Source organism: Streptomyces netropsis (assembly GCF_014203545.1).
Taxonomy (GTDB): Bacteria; Actinomycetota; Actinomycetes; order Streptomycetales; family Streptomycetaceae; genus Streptomyces; species Streptomyces netropsis.
The window spans coordinates 414,526-433,760 of the sequence record NZ_JACHJG010000001.1 but is presented as its reverse complement, the minus strand read 5'-3'; the positions used below and the strand labels follow the sequence as shown (position 1 = coordinate 433,760).

Genomic DNA, 19,235 nt, shown 5'->3' with positions numbered 1-19,235 from the left:
GCAGAACCGCCTCAGCGGCTGTCGCTGCCCCCGCCGAGTGCCGCGGCGCGGCCCGCCTCCAGGCGGGCGACCGGGATGCGGAACGGGGAGCAGGAGACGTAGTCCAGGCCCACCTCGTGGAAGAAGTGCACCGACTCCGGGTCACCGCCGTGCTCGCCGCAGACGCCGAGCTTGAGGTCGGGCCGGGTGGCCCGGCCGGCCTTCACGGCCTCGCGGACGAGCGAGCCCACGCCGTCGCGGTCGATGGTCTCGAACGGGCTGACCCCGAAGATGCCCTTCTCCAGGTACGCGGTGAAGAAGCTGGCCTCGACGTCGTCGCGCGAGAAGCCCCACACGGTCTGGGTGAGGTCGTTCGTACCGAAGGAGAAGAACTCGGCGGCCTCGGCGATCTGGCCGGCCGTCAGCGCGGCGCGCGGCAGCTCGATCATCGTGCCGATGGTCAGCTTGAGGTTCGTGCCGGTGGCGGCCTCGACCTCGGCGATGACCTGGTCGGCCTCCTCGCGGACGATCTCCAGCTCCTGGACGGTGCCCACCAGCGGGATCATGATCTCCGCGCGCGGGTCGCCCTTGGCGTTCTTGCGCTCGGCCGCGGCCTCGGCGATCGCCCGTACCTGCATGGCGAACAGACCGGGGATGACCAGGCCGAGGCGGACGCCGCGCAGACCCAGCATGGGGTTCTGCTCGTGCAGCTTGTGCACGGCCTGGAGCAGGCGCAGGTCGTTCTCGTTGGCGTCCTGACGGGCCTCGGCGAGCGCGACGCGCACCGACAGCTCGGTGATGTCCGGCAGGAACTCGTGCAGCGGCGGGTCCAGCAGCCGCACGGTCACCGGCAGCCCGTCCATGGCCTCGAACAGCTCGACGAAGTCGGCCTTCTGCAGCGGCAGCAGCGCGTCGAGGGCGGTGTCCCGGTCGGCGTCGGTGTCGGCCAGGATGAGGCGCTCGACCATCTCGCGGCGCTCACCGAGGAACATGTGCTCGGTGCGGCACAGGCCGATGCCCTGGGCGCCGAAGCGGCGGGCGCGGGCGGCGTCCTCGGCGTTGTCCGCGTTGGCCCGTACCCGCAGGCGGCGCGTCCGGTCGGCGTAGGCCATCATCCGGTGCACGGCCTGGACCAGCTCGTCGGCGTCGTCGGCGCCCGCGTGCATGCGGCCCTCGAAGTACTCGACCACCGGGGACGGCACGACCGGGACCTCGCCCAGGTAGACCTTGCCGGAGGAGCCGTCGATGGAGACGACGTCGCCCTCCTCGATGACCACGCCGCCGGGGGCGGTCATGCGGCGGCGCTTGGTGTCGACCTCGAGCTCCTCGGCGCCGCAGACACAGGTCTTGCCCATGCCGCGGGCGACGACGGCCGCGTGCGAGGTCTTGCCGCCGCGCGAGGTCAGGATGCCCTCGGCGGCGATCATGCCGTTGAGGTCGTCGGGGTTGGTCTCGCGGCGGATCAGGATGACCTTCTCGCCGGAGCGCGACCACTTCACCGCGGTGTAGGAGTCGAAGACGGCCTTGCCGACCGCGGCGCCCGGCGAGGCGGCGATGCCCCGGCCCAGCAGCTCGGTGGCGGCCTTCTCGTCGAAGCGGGGGAACATCAGCTGGGCGAGCTGCGCGCCGGAGACGCGCTGGAGCGCCTCGGCCTCGTCGATCAGGCCCTGGTCCACCAGCTGCGTCGCGATGCGGAAGGCCGCACCCGCGGTGCGCTTGCCGACGCGGGTCTGGAGCATCCACAGCTTGCCGCGCTCGATGGTGAACTCGATGTCGCACAGGTCCTTGTAGTGCGTCTCCAGCGTCTGCATGATCTGCATCAGCTGGTCGTACGAGGCCTTGTCGAGCCGCTCCAGGTCCGCGAGCGGGACGGTGTTGCGGATGCCCGCGACGACGTCCTCGCCCTGCGCGTTCTGGAGGTAGTCGCCGTAGACGCCGGCGTGGCCGCTCGCGGGGTCACGGGTGAAGGCGACGCCGGTGCCGGAGTCCGGGCCGAGGTTGCCGAAGACCATCGAGCAGACGTTGACGGCCGTGCCGAGGTCGCCGGGGATGCGCTCCTGGCGGCGGTAGAGCTTGGCGCGGTCGGTGTTCCACGACTCGAAGACGGCCCTTATGGCGAGGTCCATCTGCTCGCGCGGCTCCTGCGGGAAGTCCCGGCCGGTCTCCTTGGAGACGATGCCCTTGAACTCCTCCACGAGCCGCTGGAGGTCCGCCGCGTCGAGGTCGACGTCGGTCGTGACGCCCTTGGCCCGCTTGGTCTCCTCCAGCGCCTCCTCGAAGAGCTCGCCGTCGACACCGAGGACGGTCTTGCCGAACATCTGGATGAGACGGCGGTAGGAGTCCCACGCGAACCGCTCGTTGCCCGCCTGGGCCGCCAGACCGGCGACGGAGGCGTCGGAGAGGCCGATGTTCAGGACGGTGTCCATCATGCCGGGCATGGAGAACTTCGCGCCGGAGCGGACGGAGACCAGCAGCGGGTCGTCGGCCTGGCCGAGCTTCTTGCCCATCCCCGCCTCGAGGGCGTCGAGGTGGGCGGATACCTCGTCACGCATCTCCGGCGGCTCCGCGCCGCTGGCGAGGTAGACCTTGCACGCCTCGGTGGTGATGGTGAAGCCGGGAGGGACGGGCAGACCGAGGTTGGTCATCTCGGCGAGGTTGGCGCCCTTCCCGCCGAGCAGGTCCTTCAGCTCCTTGTTGCCCTCGGTGAAGTCGTAGACGAACTTCTGGCGATCTGTGGTTTCCGGCACGGGACTCGACTCCTCACTGGGGTCCCCCCGTACACAGTTGGGGGAGGGCCTGCTCAAACGTGCTGACGGCGGGGAGCGTACCCAGATCGAAGGCTTCTGGGCAGGTCCACTCCACGGTCATACGGCTGTAACCACCCGTCCGCCAGCAGATCGAAAGTGATCCATTTAGTGGTGGTTCAACGACGTCAACTTCAAAGCTTGAACCCAATCTCACGGAAAACACTCGCACCATCACAGGGTGTCGAGAAATCGAGCAGTTCACTTCAGGAAGTGAACGCAAGAGGGGTGGCACGCAGTGCCACCCCTCAGAAAGATTGACCCTCGCCTCAACCGCTCATCTGAGCGGACCACCGATCAGTGGTGGCGAGAATCACGCCGCTCTCAGCCGCCGGACGTGTCGAGTTCGGCGTCGGCGCTCACGGCCGCACAGTCGTACGGATCATTGAGCCAGCCGTCCGGGAGGACGACCCGGTTCCGGCCCGAGGTCCGTCCGCGCGGGCCGTCGGCACCGGCAGGCCACGACTGGTCCAGGTCCAGCTCGCTCAGAAGAGCGTCCATTTCGCCCAGGGATGAGGTGATAGCGAGCTTCCGGCGCATGTCCGAGCCGATCGAGAAGCCCTTGGTGTACCAGGCGACGTGCTTGCGGAAGTCGATGACACCGCGCTCCTCGCTCTCCAGCCACTCCCCCAGCAGCTCCGCGTGGCGCAGCATGACCCGGGCGACCTCCTTGAGGGTGGGCGCGGCGTAGGAGGCCCCGCCGTCCTCGAAGGCGCTGACCAGGTCGCCGAAGAGCCAGGGGCGGCCCAGGCAGCCGCGCCCGACCACGACGCCGTCGCAGCCGGTCTCGCGCATCATGCGCAGGGCGTCGTCCGCCGACCAGATGTCGCCGTTTCCGAGCACCGGGATCTCGGGGACGGTCTCCTTGAGCCGGGCGATGGCGTCCCAGTCGGCCGTGCCGCCGTAGTGCTGGGCCGCGGTGCGGCCGTGCAGGGCGATGGCGGTGACGCCCTCCTCGACGGCGATCCGGCCGGCGTCGAGATAGGTGATGTGGTCGTCGTCGATGCCCTTGCGCATCTTCATGGTCACGGGCAGCGCGCCCGCGTTGCCGACCGCCTCGCGCAGGATCGAGCGCAGCAGGTTCCGCTTGAACGGCAGCGCGGAGCCGCCGCCCTTGCGGGTGACCTTGGGGACCGGGCAGCCGAAGTTCAGGTCGATGTGGTCGGCGAGGTCCTCGTCCACGATCATGCGGACGGCCCTGCCGACGGTGACCGGGTCGACCCCGTAGAGCTGGATCGAGCGCGGCTTCTCGGTGCCGTCGAAGTGGATCAGCCGCATGGTCTTGGCGTCCCGCTCGACGAGCGCCCGGGTGGTGATCATCTCGCTGACGAAGAGCCCCTTGCCGCCGGAGAACTCACGGCACAGCGTGCGGAAGGGCGCGTTGGTGATCCCGGCCATCGGGGCCAGGACCACCGGCGGCTGCACCGAGTGCGGGCCGATCTGGAGCTGCGTCATGAAAGAGGGCTTCCTCGGGCTCGTACGGAGGGGGTCGACCGTCCATTGTCCCCCATTCGGGTCAGGCTTCGGCGAGTGCCAGGGCGTGCAGGCGCCGCAGGCGCTCGTGGCTCTCCTCGTCGGCGGGGGTGAAGGTCACCACGCGGGCGCCGGGGTGGGGGCCGGTCCACAGACCGTTGTGGTCCAGGCGCAGCAGACCCACGCGCGACTGCCGGTAGGTCTTCGTCCGGTAGGCGACGGGCTGGACGACCTCATGTCGCGCCCACATCTGCCGGAACTCCGGCGAAGCGTCGAGCAGCCTCTTGAGCAGGCACTTCCAGGCCGGTTCGGCGATGTGCTCGGCCATGGCGGCCCGGAATTTGCCGGCCATGGCCCGCATCTGCTCCTCCCGGTCCACGACGCTCGCGGCCCAGTCGGGGTTGGTGAAGGTGAGCCACAGGCAGTTGCGCTCCTCCTGCGGCAGGGCGTCGAGGTCGCACATCAAGGTCGCGTACGTGCGGTTGTAGGCGAGGATGTCGTACCGCGCGTTCTGCACACAGGCGGGGAACGGGTCCAGTTGCTCCAGGATCCGCCGGAGCGCCGGCGAGACGCCCGTGCAGGCGGTGTCGGGCAGCGGGTCGGCGGTGCCGGCCAGGGCGAAGAGGTGGGCGCGCTCACCGGGGTCGAACAGCAGGGCGCGGGCGATGGAGTCGAGGACCTGCGCGGACACCTGGATGGCCCTGGCCTGCTCCAGCCACGTGTACCAGGTGACGCCGACGGCCGCGAGCTGCGCCACCTCCTCGCGGCGCAGACCGGGGGTGCGCCTGCGGGGGCCGCGCGGGAGGCCGACCTGCTCGGGCGTGATGCGCTCGCGGCGGCTGCGCAGAAAGGCGGCGAGTTCGCTGCGGCGGACGTCCGAAACAGCTGTGGTTGTCGCGACGACTGGGGCCAGTGTGGCTGTCGTGGCCGTCGTGACTACCGGGGTCTCCTGCACCATCGTGGTCATTCTCCAAGAGTGCGGGACGCCCCAGCCGGTTGCCAGGTACTGCTTGTACCAGGATAAAGGCACTCTGGTACCCGGCTTGGCGAGCCGTCATCGTCGTATCCGTGAGTGAGATCCCGATAGCGAACCCGGTCCTGTCCGCCCCCGACACCTCCGTCGCCCCGACTGTCCCGGCCGGCCCGGCCGCCCCTTCCTCCCCCGTCACCAGAGCCGTGCTGAGCCCGCTCGGGCTGTTCACCGTGCTGATGGGCGCGGCGCTGCCGATGGTGGACTTCTTCATCGTCAACGTCGCCCTGCCCACGATCGACCACGATCTGAACGCGGGCCCCGCCATGCTGGAGATGGTGGTCGGCGGCTACGGCGTCGCCTACGCGGTGCTGCTGGTGCTCGGCGGACGGCTGGGCGACATGGTGGGCCGACGGCGGCTGTTTATGTGGGGCACGGCCGCTTTCGGTGTGACGTCGGTGGCGTGCGGGCTCGCTCCCGACGCCTGGACGCTGGTGGCGGCGCGGGTCGCGCAGGGCGCGGCATCCGCGCTGATGATGCCGCAGGTGCTGGCGACCATCCAGGCCACCACCCAGGGCGCGCACCGCACCAAGGCGCTCAGCATGTACAGCGGCACGGCCGGGGTCGCGAGCGCGGTCGGCCAGGTGCTGGGCGGGGTGCTGGTCTCCGTGGACCTCTTCGGTACCGGCTGGCGCTCGATCTTCCTGGTCAACGCCCCGGTCGCGGCGCTCGCGCTGCTGCTGACGGCCCGCACGGTGCCCGAGACGCGCTCGGAGCACCCGACACGGGTGGACGGGCGCGGTACCGCGCTGCTGTCACTGACGCTGGTGTCCTTGCTGCTGCCGCTGACGGAGGGCCGCTCGGCGGGGTGGCCGGTGTGGTCGTGGGTGCTGCTGGCGGTGTTCCCCTTCGCGGCCGTGGCGTTCGTGGTGGTGGAACGGCGTGAGGAGCGGGCCGGGCGGACGCCGCTGGTGCCGCCGTCGCTGCTGCGGATCCACTCGGTGCGCAGCGGGCTGGCGCTGATCGTGCCGTTCTCCACCGGCTGGGGCGGCTTCATGTTCGTCGTCGCGGTGGCGCTGCAGGAGGGGCTGCGGCTGGGCCCGATGGCGGCGGGGCTGGCGCTGGTGCCGCTGTGCGTGACGTTCCTGATCGGCTCGATGGCCGGGCCCCGGCTGGGCGCGCGGTACGGGCGGCGGGCGGTGACCGCCGGGACGCTGATCCAGGCGATCGGGCTGGTCGCCTTGGTGGCGACCTTCCACTGGGGCTGGGACGGGCTCGGCGCGCTGGGGATCGGCCCCGGGCTCGCCGTGCTGGGGCTGGGCCAGGGGATTCTGCTGCCGCTGACGCTGCGGACCGTGCTCAGTGAGGTGCCGGTGGCGCAGGCGGGGGTCGGTGGCGGCGTCATGGTCACCACGCAGCAGTCGTTCATGGCGCTCGGCGTGGCCACGCTCGGCACGCTCTTCCTCTCGCTGGCCCCCTCGGTCGGGATGCGCGACGCGCTGACGATCACGCTCGGGGCTCAGCTGGTGGCGGTGGCCGTGACACTGCTGCTGAGCCTGCGGCTGCCGCGCGCGGTGGGGTGAGCGGGGGCCTCGGAGAGCGCGTGGGGACACCTCCCGACGACACATGGAATGACAGATATTGAAATCTGTCATTCCATGTGTCACTCTTCTGGTGTCCGCTTCCCCCCCCCGTTTCCCCTCCCTTCCTCTCCGAAGCCCCGAAGGAGTCCCCCCGTGCTGCACCGCACTCTCGGCACCACCGGCCCCCAGGTATCCGCTCTCGGCCTCGGCGCGATGGGCATGTCCGCCCTGTACGGCGAAGCCGACCGCGCCGAGTCGATCGCCACGATCCACGCCGCGCTGGACGCCGGCGTCACCCTGATCGACACCGGCGACTTCTACGGCATGGGCCACAACGAACTGCTCATCAACGAAGCCCTGCGCACCGCGCCCGCCGGGGCCCGCGAGAAGGCCCTCACCAGCGTCAAGTTCGGCGCCCTGCGCACGGTCGAAGGCGGCTTCACCGGCGTCGACGGCAGCCCGAACGCGGTCAAGAACTTCGCCGCGTACTCCCTCCAGCGCCTGGGCACCGACCACATCGACGTCTACCGCCTCGCCCGTCTCGACCCGAACGTGCCGATCGAGGAGACCGTCGGCGCCATCGCCGAGCTGGTGGAGGCCGGGCACGTCCGGCACATCGGCCTCTCCGAGGTCAACGCCGAGACGATCCGCCGGGCCGCCGCCGTCGCGCCCATCGCCGACCTCCAGATCGAGTACTCGCTGATCTCGCGCGGCATCGAGGAGAGCATCCTGCCGACCGTCCGCGAGCTGGGCATCGGCGTCACCGCGTACGGCGTGCTCTCGCGCGGCCTGATCAGCGGCCACTTCACCCCTGACCGGCAGCTCGCCGCGAACGACTTCCGCGGCATGAGCCCGCGCTTCCAGGGCGAGAACCTCCGGCACAACCTCGACCTGGTCGAGGCGCTTCGCAAGATCGCCGAGTCGAAGGGCGCGAGTGTCGCGCAGACGGCGATCGCCTGGGTCCTCGCCCAGGGCGAGGACATCGTCCCCCTGGTCGGCGCCCGCCGCCGCGACCGCCTCACCGAGGCGCTCGGCGCGCTGGACGTCACCCTCGACGCCGACGACCTCGCCGCCATCGAGCGAGCGGTCCCGGCGGGGGCCGCCGCGGGCGACCGCTACCCGACGGACCAGATGGCGCACCTCGACAGCGAGCGGTAAGCCCTCCGGGCCGGGTCCGGGGAACGGTCCGCCCGGGCCGGGCGGCAGCGGCCGGAACCACCGCGGCGGAGCCCGGTGGCGTGCCGGGCGGGCACAAGTCCGGCACCCTCGGCCCTCCGGGGCACCGCCGGGTACGGTCCTCTACCAGGGGGCGTTCCCGCCGCCCCGCCCCGACCGAAAGGCACTGCCCGCGATGCCGCCCGAGACCCTGACCCCCGACCGCATCCTCGAGGCCACCGAGGACGTGCTGCGCCGCTTCGGCCCGGCCAAGGCCACCGTGGTCGATGTGGCACGGGCGCTGGGCGTCAGCCACGGCAGTGTCTACCGCCACTTCGGCAGCAAGTCCGCGCTGCGGGAGGCCGTCACCGAGCGCTGGCTCGACCAGTCGCACGCCGAACTGTCCGCCGTCGCCGAAGCGGCCGGCCCGGCGGGGCCCCGGCTGCGCGAGTGGCTCACCGCCCTCTTCGCCGCCAAGCGCCGTAAGTCGGGCGGCGACCCCGAGCTGTTCGCGACGTACATGGTGCTCGTCGGCGAGAACAGCGCCGTCGTCGGCCGGCACATCGAGACGATGGTCGAGCAGCTCGCGGGAATCGTCGGGAACGGCATACGCCAGGGCGAGTTCCGCCCCGTCGACCCGGCGACGGCGGCCCGCGCGGTCTGGGACGCGACCAACCGCTTCCACGACCCGGCGTACGCGGCCGACTGGTCACTCCCGGGCATCGACGCCGCGTTCGACGCGGTGTGCGAGCTGGTCCTGCGGGGCCTGGTGGCCTGATCGCCTGCGGCTGCGCTCCACGTCGTTGCGGCCGTGAGGGAGCCGGGCAGGGCCGTCAGCGGGCGCCACTACGCTGTGTGTCAGGACGCTCACCGACGCCCGTAGGAGCATCATGGCAACCATGGTCGAGACATCGCCTCGGACGATAGGACGCACCTCGGAACCCGATGGGGGTTACGAGGAGCTGTGCCACGTTCTCGAGAAGATCGACGCCGGTCTCCCCGATGGCTACAAGGCGGAGATCATCAGGGGGAGAGTGGTCGTGTCACCGTGGTCCAAGGGCGCTTGTCTGCGCATCATGCGCGGTTTCATGCGCCAGCTCCGCCCACATGTGCCGGACGGCCATGAGATCGACAGCGCTCCGTGCCTCTTCACCTTCCCCGGATTCGGGAGAAGTTTCGGGCCGGACATCCACGTCTCCGACGAGGCCCTGACGGACATCGACAGCGTCCACCTGCCGGGCGAGGCCCTGTCCCTCGTCGGTGAGTTCACGTCCCGCTCGACGGCGGACTTCGACCGGCGGGACAAGGTCGAGGTGTACGGCAGGGCCGGTGTGCCCGTATACGTGCTCGTGGACATGCTGGAGACCACCGTCACCGTCTATTCGTCCCCCTCCGACACGGGCTACCGAACCCACACGCAGGTCAAATTCGGCGACAAGGTACAGATCCCCGCCCCCTTCGACTGTGAGCTCGACACGGCCGACTGGAAGGGCTGACAAAGCCCGAAGGCCCCGGTCCCGCCGTAGCGGGGCCGGGGCCTTCGGCCGTCACACAGGGGTCAGCAGCCGAGCAGCCGCGCGCCCAGGTAGGACTCGATCTGGTCGAGCGACACCCGCTCCTGCTTCATCGTGTCGCGCTCGCGCACGGTCACGGCGTTGTCGTCGAGGGTGTCGAAGTCGACGGTCACGCAGAACGGGGTACCGATCTCGTCCTGGCGGCGGTAGCGGCGGCCGATGGCGCCGGCGTCGTCGAACTCGATGTTCCAGTTCTTCCGCAGGTCCGTCGCGAGGCCCTTGGCCTTGGGGGACAGCTGCGGGTTGCGGGACAGCGGCAGGACCGCGACCTTCACCGGGGCGAGGCGCGGGTCGAGGCGCATGACGGTGCGCTTCTCCATGACGCCCTTGGCGTTGGGCGCCTCGTCCTCGTTGTACGCGTCGAGCATGAAGGCGAGCATGGCGCGGTTGAGGCCGGCCGCCGGCTCGATGACGTACGGGAAGTAGCGCTCGCCGGCCTCCTGGTCGAAGTACGACAGGTCCTGGCCGGAGCCCTTCGAGTGCGCCTTGAGGTCGAAGTCGGTGCGGTTGGCCACGCCCTCCAGCTCCGAGAACTCCGAACCGCCGAAGTTGAAGCGGTACTCGATGTCGACGGTGCGCTTCGAGTAGTGGGAGAGCTTCTCAGCGGCGTGCTCGTACCACCGCATGTTCTCCTCGCGCATGCCGAGGCCGGTGTACCAGTTCCAGCGCTGCGCCATCCAGTACTCGTGCCACTCCTCGTCCTCACCCGGCTTGACGAAGAACTCCATCTCCATCTGCTCGAACTCGCGGGTGCGGAAGATGAAGTTGCCCGGCGTGATCTCGTTGCGGAAGGACTTGCCGGTCTGGGCGATGCCGAACGGCGGCTTCTTGCGCGAGGTCAGCTGCACCTGGCTGAAGTTGGTGAAGATGCCCTGCGCGGTCTCGGGGCGCAGGTAGGTGACCGAACCGGTGTCCTGGGTCGGGCCGAGGTGCGTGGCCAGCAGACCGGAGAACTGCTTGGGCTCGGTGAAGGCGCCCTTGTTGCCACAGTTCGGGCAGTTGATGTCGGCGAGGCCGTTCGCGGGCAGCTTGTTGTGCTTGGCCTCGTACGCCTCCTCCAGGTGGTCCGCGCGGTAGCGCTTGTGGCAGGAGGTGCACTCGGTCAGCGGGTCCGAGAAGGTGGCGACGTGACCGGACGCCTCCCACACCTCACGGGCCAGGATCACCGACGAGTCGAGGCCGACGACGTCGTCGCGCGAGGTGACCATGGAGCGCCACCACTGGCGCTTGATGTTCTCCTTGAGCTCGACGCCGAGGGGTCCGTAATCCCAGGCGGCACGCTGGCCGCCGTAGATCTCACTGCACGGATAGACAAAGCCACGGCGCTTGCTCAGGCTGACGATGGTGTCGATCTTGTCGGCGGCCACGGTGCTCTCTTCATTGCGACGACGAACAGCGAATGCTTCAGGTTACCGGCGGCGCCACCCCCCTAATCAAATCGGCACTGGCCTGGGCTTCACCCGCACCCCCGGGCGAACGTGCTGTTGACAATCGTTTCCACTTTTGTTGAAAATGAGTGTCATGAACGTACGCCCGACCTCTCCCCGATCCGCCCGATCCGCCCGAATAACCACCGGCGCGATCGCCGCGATCGCCGCCCTCGGGCTGCTCTCCCTCACCGCCTGCTCCTCCGGGACGAGCGGAAAAAATTCGGAGGGCAAGCTCAAGGTGGTGGCGTCGTTCTACCCCATGGAGTTCCTGGCCAAGGAGATCGGCGGCGATCACGTCAGCGTCTCCGCCCTGACCAAGCCCGGCGTCGAGCCGCACGACCTGGAGCTCACCCCCCGGCAGACCGGCTCCCTCGACGAGGCGGGCGCGATCGTCTACCTCAAGGGCCTGCAGCCCGCCGTCGACAAGGCGATCAAGCAGTCGAGCGCCAAGCACGTCGTCGACGCGGCCTCCCTCACCGAGCTGGAAGAGCACGGCACCGAGGTCGACGGCCACGAGCACGGGTCCGGCGACGACCACGACGGCCACGAGGGCCACGAGCACAAGCACGAGGGCGGCGACCCGCACATCTGGCTCGACCCGGTGAAGTACGCCCAGGTCGCCAAGGGCGTCGCCAAGGCCCTCGGCGAGGCCGACCCCGACCACAAGGCGGACTTCGAGAAGAACGCCGACGCACTGGCGAATAAGCTGGACGGGCTGCACAAGAAGTTCGAGGCCGGCCTGAAGAACCGGGCCTCCGACACCTTCATCTCCACCCACGCCGCCTTCGGCTACCTCGCCGAGCGCTACGGCCTCACCGAGGAGTCCGTGAGCGGCATCGACCCGGAGTCCGAGCCCAGCGCGGCCCGGATGAAGGACCTCCACAAGGTCGCCGAGGAGCACCACGTCTCCACGATCTTCTTCGAGACCCTCGCCAGCCCGAAGACGGCCAAGACGCTGGCCTCGGACCTCAAGCTGAAGACGGACGTGCTCGACCCGCTCGAGGGGATCACGGACGAGTCCAAGGGCGACGACTACTTCGAGGTCATGGAATCCAACCTCGCCGCCCTGCGGAAGGCACTCGGCACCAAGTGAGTCAGACGAACCCGACGGAGGCCGACATGGACACCGGATCCGAGCGCCCGGAGGCGATCCGAGCGCATGAGGACGCGGAGCCCGTCATAGCGCTGCGCGGGGCCACGGCCTCGCTCGGTTCCCGCCCCGTGCTGCGCGGCGTGGACCTCACCGTGCGGCGCGGCGAGGTCGTCGCGCTGCTCGGCGCCAACGGATCCGGCAAGTCCACGGCCGTCCGGGCCATCGTCGGCCAGGTGCCGCTCACCGGCGGTGAGCTGGAGCTGTTCGGCACCCCCAAGCGCCGCTTCCGCGACTGGGCCCGCCTCGGGTACGTGCCGCAGCGCACCACCGCCGCCAGCGGGGTCCCCGCGACCGTGCGCGAGGTCGTCGCCGCCGGGCGGCTGGCCCGTACGAAGCTGGGTCTGACCCGCAAGGCCGACCGGGAGGCCGTCGTCCGGGCCCTGGAGCTGGTCGGCATGGCCGACCGGATCAAGGACTCCGTGAACGCGCTCTCCGGCGGCCAGCACCAGCGGGTGCTCATCGCCCGCGCGCTGGCCGGCGAACCCGAGCTGCTGATCATGGACGAGCCGATGGCCGGCGTCGACCTGGCCAGCCAGGAGGTCCTCGCGAGCGCCCTGCGCGCGCAGGTCGCCCGGGGTGCCACCGTGCTCCTCGTCCTGCACGAGCTGGGGGCCCTGGAGCCGCTCATCGACCGCGCCGTCGTGCTCCGCGACGGCTGCGTCGTCCACGACGGCCCGCCACCGGAGGCCGTGGGCCAGCACGCGCTGCCCGGCCACGACCATGTCCACCCGCACGCCGACCCGGCTGCCGAACCGATCCGGACGGGGTTGCTCACCTGATGGAGATCCTGAATCCCGCCTTCATGCAGCGGGCGCTGCTCGCCGCCCTGCTGGTCGGCATCACCGCCCCCGCCATCGGCATCTACCTCGTCCAGCGCCGCCAGGCGCTGATGGGCGACGGCATCGGCCACGTCGCGCTGACCGGCGTCGGCCTCGGCTTCCTCCTCAACACCAGCCCGGTGTGGGTGGCCACCGCCGTGTGCGTGGTCGGCGCCGTGGTCATGGAGCTGATCCGCTCCTCCGGCAAGGCGCGCGGCGACATCGCGCTCGCCATGCTCTTCTACGGCGGCATGGCCGGCGGCGTCATGCTGATGCACCTGTCCGGCGGCTCCAACGCCAACCTCATCAGCTACCTCTTCGGTTCGATCACCACCGTCGCGGAGGAGGACATCCTCGCGATCTGCGTGCTGGCCGCCTTCGTGATCCTCACCACGGTGGGGCTGCGCAAGCAGTTGTTCGCCATCTGCCAGGACGAGGAGTTCGCCCGCGTCACCGGGCTGCCCGTGCGGCTGTTGAACCTGCTGGTCGCGGTCACCGCCGCGCTGACCGTCACCGTCGCGATGCGCGTGGTCGGGCTGCTGCTGGTGAGCGCCCTGATGGTGATCCCGGTGGCCGCCTCGCAGGCGATCGCCCGCAGCTTCGCGACGACCTTCGCGCTGTCCGTCGCCATCGGCGTCCTGGTGACCGTCTCCGGCACCGCCACCTCGTACTACGTGGACGTGCCCTCGGGCGCGACCATCGTGCTGCTCGCGATCGGCGTCTTCCTGGCCCTGACCGCGCTGGCCACCCCCCTGGCCCGCAAACGGGCCAGGCGCGCCGCCGACGCCGAGAAGCACTGCACACTGGAGGTGCCCGGCACCCCCGCGGACGACGTACGGGTGGAGGCCTGACCGGGCCCGCCCGCGGCCGCCCGTAGGGGCCCGGGAACGCTCAGTCGTACGGGAGATGACGCCGGGCCTGGCACAATTGGCCGGGCACCACGTGCGGATGCGTGTTCAGGCGAGCTTGAGGAGGCAACTGTGGCGACCGCGGGTCCCCCGGTACGCGGCCGGTCCACCAAGCAGCGGGCCGCTGTCGCGGCGGCGCTCGACGAGGTGGACGAGTTCCGCAGCGCGCAAGAGCTCCACGACATGCTCAAGCACCGCGGCGACTCGGTCGGCCTGACCACCGTCTACCGCACGCTGCAGTCCCTCGCCGACGCCGGCGAGGTCGACGTGCTGCGGACGAGCGAGGGCGAGGCGGTCTACCGCCGCTGCTCCAGCGGGCACCACCACCACCTGGTCTGCCGGGAGTGCGGCAAGGCGGTGGAGGTCGAGGGCCCGGCCGTGGAGAAGTGGGCGGACTCCATCGCCGCCGACCACGGCTTCGTCGACGTGGCCCACACCATCGAGATCTTCGGCACCTGCGGCGACTGCGCCGCCGCGCGCTCCCGGAGCTGACGGAACGCTGACGAATACGGCACTGCTCCGGGCGTCGTCCGACGCCCGGAGCAGTGCCGTGTCATGTCCGTGGTCTCACCCCGCCGAGGGGCTCACGCCTTCGACGCGGGATCCTTGACGAGCTCGTCCTCGTTCGGGATCGCGCCGCCGAAGCGGCGGTCGCGCTGCGCGTACTCCAGGCAGGCGCGCCACAGGTCACGGCGGTCGAAGTCCGGCCACAGCACGTCCTGGAAGACCATCTCGGCGTAAGCGCTCTGCCAGATCAGGTAGTTGGACGTGCGCTGCTCACCGGAGGGCCGCACGAAGAGGTCCACATCCGGCATGTCCGGGTAGTAGAGGTACTTGGCGAACGTCTTCTCGTTCACCTTCGACGGGTCCAGCCGGCCCGCCGCGATGTCCCGGCCGATCGCCGCCGCCGCGTCCGCGATCTCCGCGCGACCGCCGTAGTTGACGCAGAAGTACATGGTCATGGCGTCGTTGTTCTTGGTCTGCTCCTGGGCGACCTGGAGCTCCTCGACCACCGACTTCCACAGCTTCGGCATCCGGCCGGTCCACCGCACCCGGATGCCCAGCTCGTCCATCTCGTCGCGGCGGCGGCGGATGACGTCCCGGTTGAAGTTCATCAGGAAGCGGACCTCTTCGGGCGAGCGCTTCCAGTTCTCGGTGGAGAAGGCGTACAGGGAGAGGTTCTTGACGCCCATCTCCAGACAGCCCTTGAGCACGTCCATGACGACGCCCTCGCCGACCTTGTGCCCCTCGGTGCGCGGCAGCCCGCGCTCCTTCGCCCAGCGGCCGTTGCCGTCCATGACGATCGCCACGTGGTTGGGGACCAGGTCGCCCGGGATCTTCGGCGGCCGCGCCCCGGACGGGTGCGGTTCAGGGGTGAGGTACTCGCGTCGGGAACGGCCCAGAATCCCGCGTCGTGCCATGCGTGCCACTTCTCCTCGATACCAGTTACTTTTCCACGTAGCGGAGGGAGCGAAGCCCCCGCTCCAGGTGCCAGTGCAGATACGCCGCCACGAGGCCGCTGCCCTCCCGGACATGGCGCGGCTCGCACGCGTCCGCCGTCGCCCAGTCCCCGGTCAGCAACGCGCCGAGGAGTTCGATCGACTCCGAGGAGGGTACGACGCTTCCGGGCACCCGGCACTCCCCGCAGACGACCCCGCCCGCCGCGACCGAGAAGAATCGGTTCGGCCCGGGCATACCGCACTTCGCGCACGCCTCGAAGCTGGGCGCGTAGCCGTTGACGGCGAGGGAGCGCAGCAGGAAGGCGTCCAGGATGAGGTGCGGCGCGTGCTCGCCCGAGGCGAGCGTCCGCAGGCCCCCGACCAGCAGCAGATACTGCTGCACGGCGGGCTCGCCCTCGTGGTCGGTGAACCGCTCGGCGGTCTCCAGCATGGCGGTGCCGGCGGTGTAGCGGGCGTAGTCGGTGACGATCCCGCCACCGTACGCGGCGATGGTCTCACTCTGCGTGCACAACGGCAGCCCGCGCCCGACCAGCTCGTTCCCGCGCGCGAAGAACTGCACGTCCACGTGGGAGAACGGCTCCAGCCGCGCCCCGAACTTCGACTTGGTCCGCCGCACGCCCCGGGCTACCGCCCGCACGCGACCGTGACCGCGGGTGAGCAGAGTGATGATGCGGTCCGCTTCGCCGAGCTTCTGCGTGCGCAGCACGATGCCGTCGTCGCGGAAGAGACTCATGGGGCCATTGTCCCGTACGGGCGGGGCGGCTCGGTCCGCGGGCGCCTCCGGCGGCCTTCTCCCCTACCCGCCCTTTCCCGAACTGGGGGCAAGCCCCCAGGCCCCCGTTGTCCTCAAGCGCCGGACGGGCTGGAAAAGCCCGTCCGGCGCTTGAGGACAAGGCACAGCAGCCCGTCCGGCGCTTGAGGACAAGGCACGGCAGCCCGTCCGGCGCTTGAGGACAAGGCACGGCAGCCCGTCCGGCGCTTGAGGACAAGGCACGGCAGCCCACTACATAGGCATCCGCGCCGCCGCCAGCAGGCGATCCGTGTCCTCCGGGCAGATCAGCAGGGCCCGCCCCACCGTCGACAGGACTTCCCGCTCCGCGGGCCGGTACGGCCCGTCCGCGAGGGCGATGTGCGCACCCTGGAGCAGGATCGCCTCGCGCCCGGCAGGGGCGAGGTGCGGGGCCAGTGGCTCCAGCGCCTCGTGGAGCTCGATGGCCAGGGCCGTGCCGCAGGGGTCGAAGCCGCCCCGCCCTCCCCCGGCCCCGGCCGGGAACGCGCCGCCGGCGTACATGCCGGGCAGGCGCCCCGTGTCGGCGGCGAGCGCCTCGATCAGGGTGATCAGCTGTTCCTCGCTGCAGTCGGCGAAGCCCGCCGCGCGCACCGCGCCGACGGCGGCCCTGCGGACCGTACGGGCCTCGGTGCCGCCCGCGGCGAGGACGGCGAGGGCCACGGTGTGCACGGCGTCGCGGAGCATCGCGGAGAAGCGGGTGGTGGTGGGGTGGTCGAGGACGTCCATGCCGAACCTGGCGTGACAGGCCGCGCACTCGACGATCGGCCCGACGGGGCCGCGCGGCAGCAGGGGCACCCCGAAGGCGACGAGGCGGCGGTGGCCCGTGCGGCGCCGGTAGTTGCGGTCACCGCCACAGCCGGGGCAGAAGAAGTCGCCGTCCCCGACGGTGCGCCAGACGGTGCGTACGCCCACCACACACCGGTCCGGGCTGTGTCGGCCTTGCGCGTGCATCACGGCGCACCTCCATAACGCCACGGCCTCGTCGCCGCGTTGACGTGATGTTAGCCACATCGGTGATGTCCGTCAGCACCTCCTGCGGGGGGTCTTCGGGCAAGAGCAGGCTGAACATGCCACCGACTCCACCGGATCCGGTGGTTTCGGCTGCGCGTGATTGACGATGAGCATGGACGGAGGCCCGGCACCCCATCGGTGCCGGGCCTCCGTCGAGAAAAGATCAGGCCGAGATCAGGCCAAGGTCAGTTCCGGTAGGCGCGGTTGACGGCGGAGACGACGGCCTTGATCGAGGCGCGGGTGGTGTTGGGGTCGATGCCGATGCCCCACAGCACCACGCCGTCGATCACACACTCGATGTACGAGGCGGCCTGTGCGCTGGCGCCCTCGCTCATCGTGTGCTCGGAGTAGTCCAGCAGGCGGGCGTCGACGCCGACCGATCCGAGCGCGTCGAAGAACGCGGAGATCGGACCGTTGCCCGTACCGGTCAGCATCGTGTCCCGGCCGTCCACCACGGCCTCGACCGTCAGCGAGTCGACGCCGTCGCCGGCCGTCGAGGTCTGGGTGTCGCGCAGGACGATGCGGCCCCACGGGTTCTCGGGCGTGGGCAGGTACTCGTCCTGGAAGACCGACCAGATCTGCTGCGGGGTGACCTCGCCGCCCTCGGCGTCGGTCTTGGCCTGGATGGTGCGGGAGAACTCGATCTGCATCCGGCGCGGCAGGTCCAGCTTGTGGTCGTTCTTCAGGACGTAGGCGATACCGCCCTTGCCGGACTGCGAGTTGACGCGGATGACGGCCTCGTAGCTGCGGCCGACGTCCTTGGGGTCGATGGGCAGGTACGGCACGGCCCACTCGATGTCGTCCACGGTCTTGCCCTGGGCGGCCGCGTCGGCCTCCATGGCGTCGAAGCCCTTCTTGATGGCGTCCTGGTGGGAGCCGGAGAAGGCGGTGTAGACCAGGTCGCCCGCGTAGGGGTGGCGCGGGTGGACCTCCATCTGGTTGCAGTACTCGGAGGTACGACGGATCTCGTCGATCTGCGAGAAGTCGATCTGCGGGTCCACGCCCTGGCTGAACAGGTTCATGCCCAGGGTGACCAGGTCGACGTTGCCGGTCCGCTCGCCCTGCCCGAACAGGCAGCCCTCGACCCGGTCCGCCCCGGCCATGATCGCCAGCTCGGCGGCGGCGACGGCCGTGCCCCGGTCGTTGTGCGGGTGCACCGACAGACACACGAATTCGCGCCGCGACAGGTTCCGCGACATCCACTCGAAGCGGTCGGCGTGGGTGGAGGGGGTGGACCGCTCCACGGTGGCCGGCAGATTGAGGATGATCTCGCGGCCCGCCTCGGGCTGCCAGACGTCCATCACGCCCTCGCAGACCTCCAGGGCGAAGTCCAGCTCCGTGTCGGTGAAGATCTCCGGGCTGTACTGGTAGCCGAACGCGGTCTCGTCGCCGAGGATCTTCTCCGCGTACTCCATGACCAGCCGGGTGCCGTCCACGGCGATCTGCTTGACCTCCTCGCGCGAGCCGCGGAAGACGACCCGGCGGAAGACGGGAGCGGTGGCGTTGTACAGGTGCACGGTCGCGCGGTGCGCCCCGCGCAGCGATTCGACGGTCCGCTCGATCAGCTCTTCGCGCGCCTGGGTCAGGACGGAGATCGTCACGTCCTCGGGGATCGCGCCCTCTTCGATGATCGACCGTACGAAGTCGAAGTCGGTGGCCCCGGAGGAGGGGAAGCCGACCTCGATCTCCTTGTAGCCCATGCGGACCAGCAGGTCGAACATCTCGCGCTTGCGGGCCGGCGACATCGGGTCGATCAGCGCCTGGTTCCCGTCGCGCAGGTCGGTGGAGAGCCAGCGGGGGGCGGCGGTGACGCGGTTGTCCGGCCAGGTGCGGTCGGGGATGTCCACGGCCTCGTAGCGGCCGTACTTGTGGATCGGCATCCCGGACGGCTTCTGGGTCACGGTGGCCGCGGTGACGGGCGTGGGCCTGCCGACGGAAATCTCGGTCATCTGCGTAGGGCTCCTCATGTGTCCGCTGCAACGAGCGGCCGACGGGGGGCGGGAATGGCGCACCACCGAACTCCGCGGGGAGGGGGTCGGCCTACGACTTACAGACCCTCGCCGCGGCAGCTAAGAAGAAGCAGCCCGTAACGCATGATGCACAGCACACTAACCGAGATGACCGGAT

At 70.2% G+C, this 19,235-nt stretch carries 16 protein-coding genes; 8 read left to right on the top strand and 8 right to left on the bottom strand.

Features of this window, described 5'->3' with window-relative positions:
* Positions 1-11: 11 nt before the first annotated feature.
* The 3 genes from ppdK to FHS38_RS01890 all read right to left on the bottom strand — a co-directional run bounded on the left by ppdK (position 12) and on the right by FHS38_RS01890 (position 5,214).
* Positions 12-2,726, bottom strand: a complete 2,715-nt coding sequence (ppdK, locus tag FHS38_RS01900) for a pyruvate, phosphate dikinase (RefSeq protein ID WP_184729949.1) — start codon at positions 2,724-2,726, stop codon at positions 12-14.
* 381 nt (positions 2,727-3,107) lie between these two features.
* Positions 3,108-4,238, bottom strand: coding sequence for a tRNA dihydrouridine synthase DusB (gene dusB, locus FHS38_RS01895; RefSeq protein ID WP_184729947.1), 1,131 nt, complete (start codon positions 4,236-4,238; stop codon positions 3,108-3,110).
* Positions 4,239-4,299: 61 nt separating this feature from the next.
* The gene (locus FHS38_RS01890) at positions 4,300-5,214 is read right to left on the bottom strand and encodes a helix-turn-helix transcriptional regulator (RefSeq protein WP_184731062.1); all 915 of its coding nucleotides are present in this window, start codon (positions 5,212-5,214) and stop codon (positions 4,300-4,302) included.
* Between the two features lie 251 nt (positions 5,215-5,465).
* On the opposite strand from FHS38_RS01890, the gene FHS38_RS01885 reads away from it, so the two are divergent.
* The 4 genes from FHS38_RS01885 (at position 5,466) to FHS38_RS01870 (ending at position 9,460) form a co-directional block, all read left to right on the top strand.
* A complete protein-coding gene (locus FHS38_RS01885) occupies positions 5,466-6,809 on the top strand; it encodes an MFS transporter (protein ID WP_229821927.1) in 1,344 nt (447 codons plus the stop codon).
* Between the two features lie 153 nt (positions 6,810-6,962).
* Positions 6,963-7,967: an aldo/keto reductase gene (locus tag FHS38_RS01880; RefSeq protein WP_184729943.1), complete on the top strand. Its 1,005-nt coding sequence runs from the start codon at positions 6,963-6,965 to the stop codon at positions 7,965-7,967.
* A gap of 193 nt (positions 7,968-8,160) precedes the next feature.
* Complete coding sequence (locus FHS38_RS01875) at positions 8,161-8,742, top strand: TetR/AcrR family transcriptional regulator (RefSeq protein ID WP_184729941.1); 582 nt, start codon at positions 8,161-8,163, stop codon at positions 8,740-8,742.
* Positions 8,743-8,863: 121 nt separating this feature from the next.
* The gene (locus tag FHS38_RS01870) at positions 8,864-9,460 is read left to right on the top strand and encodes a Uma2 family endonuclease (protein WP_229821889.1); all 597 of its coding nucleotides are present in this window, start codon (positions 8,864-8,866) and stop codon (positions 9,458-9,460) included.
* Between the two features lie 62 nt (positions 9,461-9,522).
* Here FHS38_RS01870 and FHS38_RS01865 read toward each other — a convergent pair whose 3' ends face one another.
* A complete protein-coding gene (locus tag FHS38_RS01865) occupies positions 9,523-10,905 on the bottom strand; it encodes a glycine--tRNA ligase (protein WP_184729937.1) in 1,383 nt (460 codons plus the stop codon).
* Between the two features lie 154 nt (positions 10,906-11,059).
* Here FHS38_RS01865 and FHS38_RS01860 point away from each other — a divergent pair, with 154 nt between their 5' ends.
* The 4 genes from FHS38_RS01860 (at position 11,060) to FHS38_RS01845 (ending at position 14,339) form a co-directional block, all read left to right on the top strand.
* Positions 11,060-12,061, top strand: a complete 1,002-nt coding sequence (locus FHS38_RS01860) for a metal ABC transporter substrate-binding protein (RefSeq protein ID WP_184729935.1) — start codon at positions 11,060-11,062, stop codon at positions 12,059-12,061.
* A 26-nt stretch (positions 12,062-12,087) separates the two neighbouring features.
* Positions 12,088-12,900: a metal ABC transporter ATP-binding protein gene (locus tag FHS38_RS01855; RefSeq protein WP_184729933.1), complete on the top strand. Its 813-nt coding sequence runs from the start codon at positions 12,088-12,090 to the stop codon at positions 12,898-12,900.
* Positions 12,900-13,790 (top strand): metal ABC transporter permease, encoded by an 891-nt coding sequence (locus tag FHS38_RS01850; RefSeq protein ID WP_184729931.1) that lies wholly within the window; start codon positions 12,900-12,902, stop codon positions 13,788-13,790. Before FHS38_RS01855 ends, FHS38_RS01850 begins: the two co-directional genes overlap by 1 nt.
* 129 nt (positions 13,791-13,919) lie before the next feature.
* Positions 13,920-14,339 (top strand): Fur family transcriptional regulator, encoded by a 420-nt coding sequence (locus FHS38_RS01845; RefSeq protein ID WP_184729929.1) that lies wholly within the window; start codon positions 13,920-13,922, stop codon positions 14,337-14,339.
* Positions 14,340-14,431: 92 nt separating this feature from the next.
* Here FHS38_RS01845 and FHS38_RS01840 read toward each other — a convergent pair whose 3' ends face one another.
* The 4 genes from FHS38_RS01840 to leuA all read right to left on the bottom strand — a co-directional run bounded on the left by FHS38_RS01840 (position 14,432) and on the right by leuA (position 19,057).
* Positions 14,432-15,268 carry an isoprenyl transferase gene (locus FHS38_RS01840; RefSeq protein WP_184729927.1) on the bottom strand — a complete coding sequence of 279 codons (837 nt, stop codon included), beginning with the start codon at positions 15,266-15,268 and terminating at the stop codon, positions 14,432-14,434.
* Positions 15,269-15,293: 25 nt separating this feature from the next.
* Positions 15,294-16,040, bottom strand: a complete 747-nt coding sequence (gene recO / locus FHS38_RS01835; RefSeq protein WP_184729925.1) for a DNA repair protein RecO — start codon at positions 16,038-16,040, stop codon at positions 15,294-15,296.
* Between the two features lie 270 nt (positions 16,041-16,310).
* On the bottom strand, positions 16,311-17,048 hold the full coding sequence (locus tag FHS38_RS01830; protein ID WP_184731059.1) for a TerB family tellurite resistance protein: 738 nt from the start codon (positions 17,046-17,048) through the stop codon (positions 16,311-16,313).
* Positions 17,049-17,293: 245 nt separating this feature from the next.
* Positions 17,294-19,057 (bottom strand): 2-isopropylmalate synthase, encoded by a 1,764-nt coding sequence (gene leuA / locus FHS38_RS01825; RefSeq protein ID WP_184729923.1) that lies wholly within the window; start codon positions 19,055-19,057, stop codon positions 17,294-17,296.
* Between the last annotated feature and the right edge of the window lie 178 nt (positions 19,058-19,235).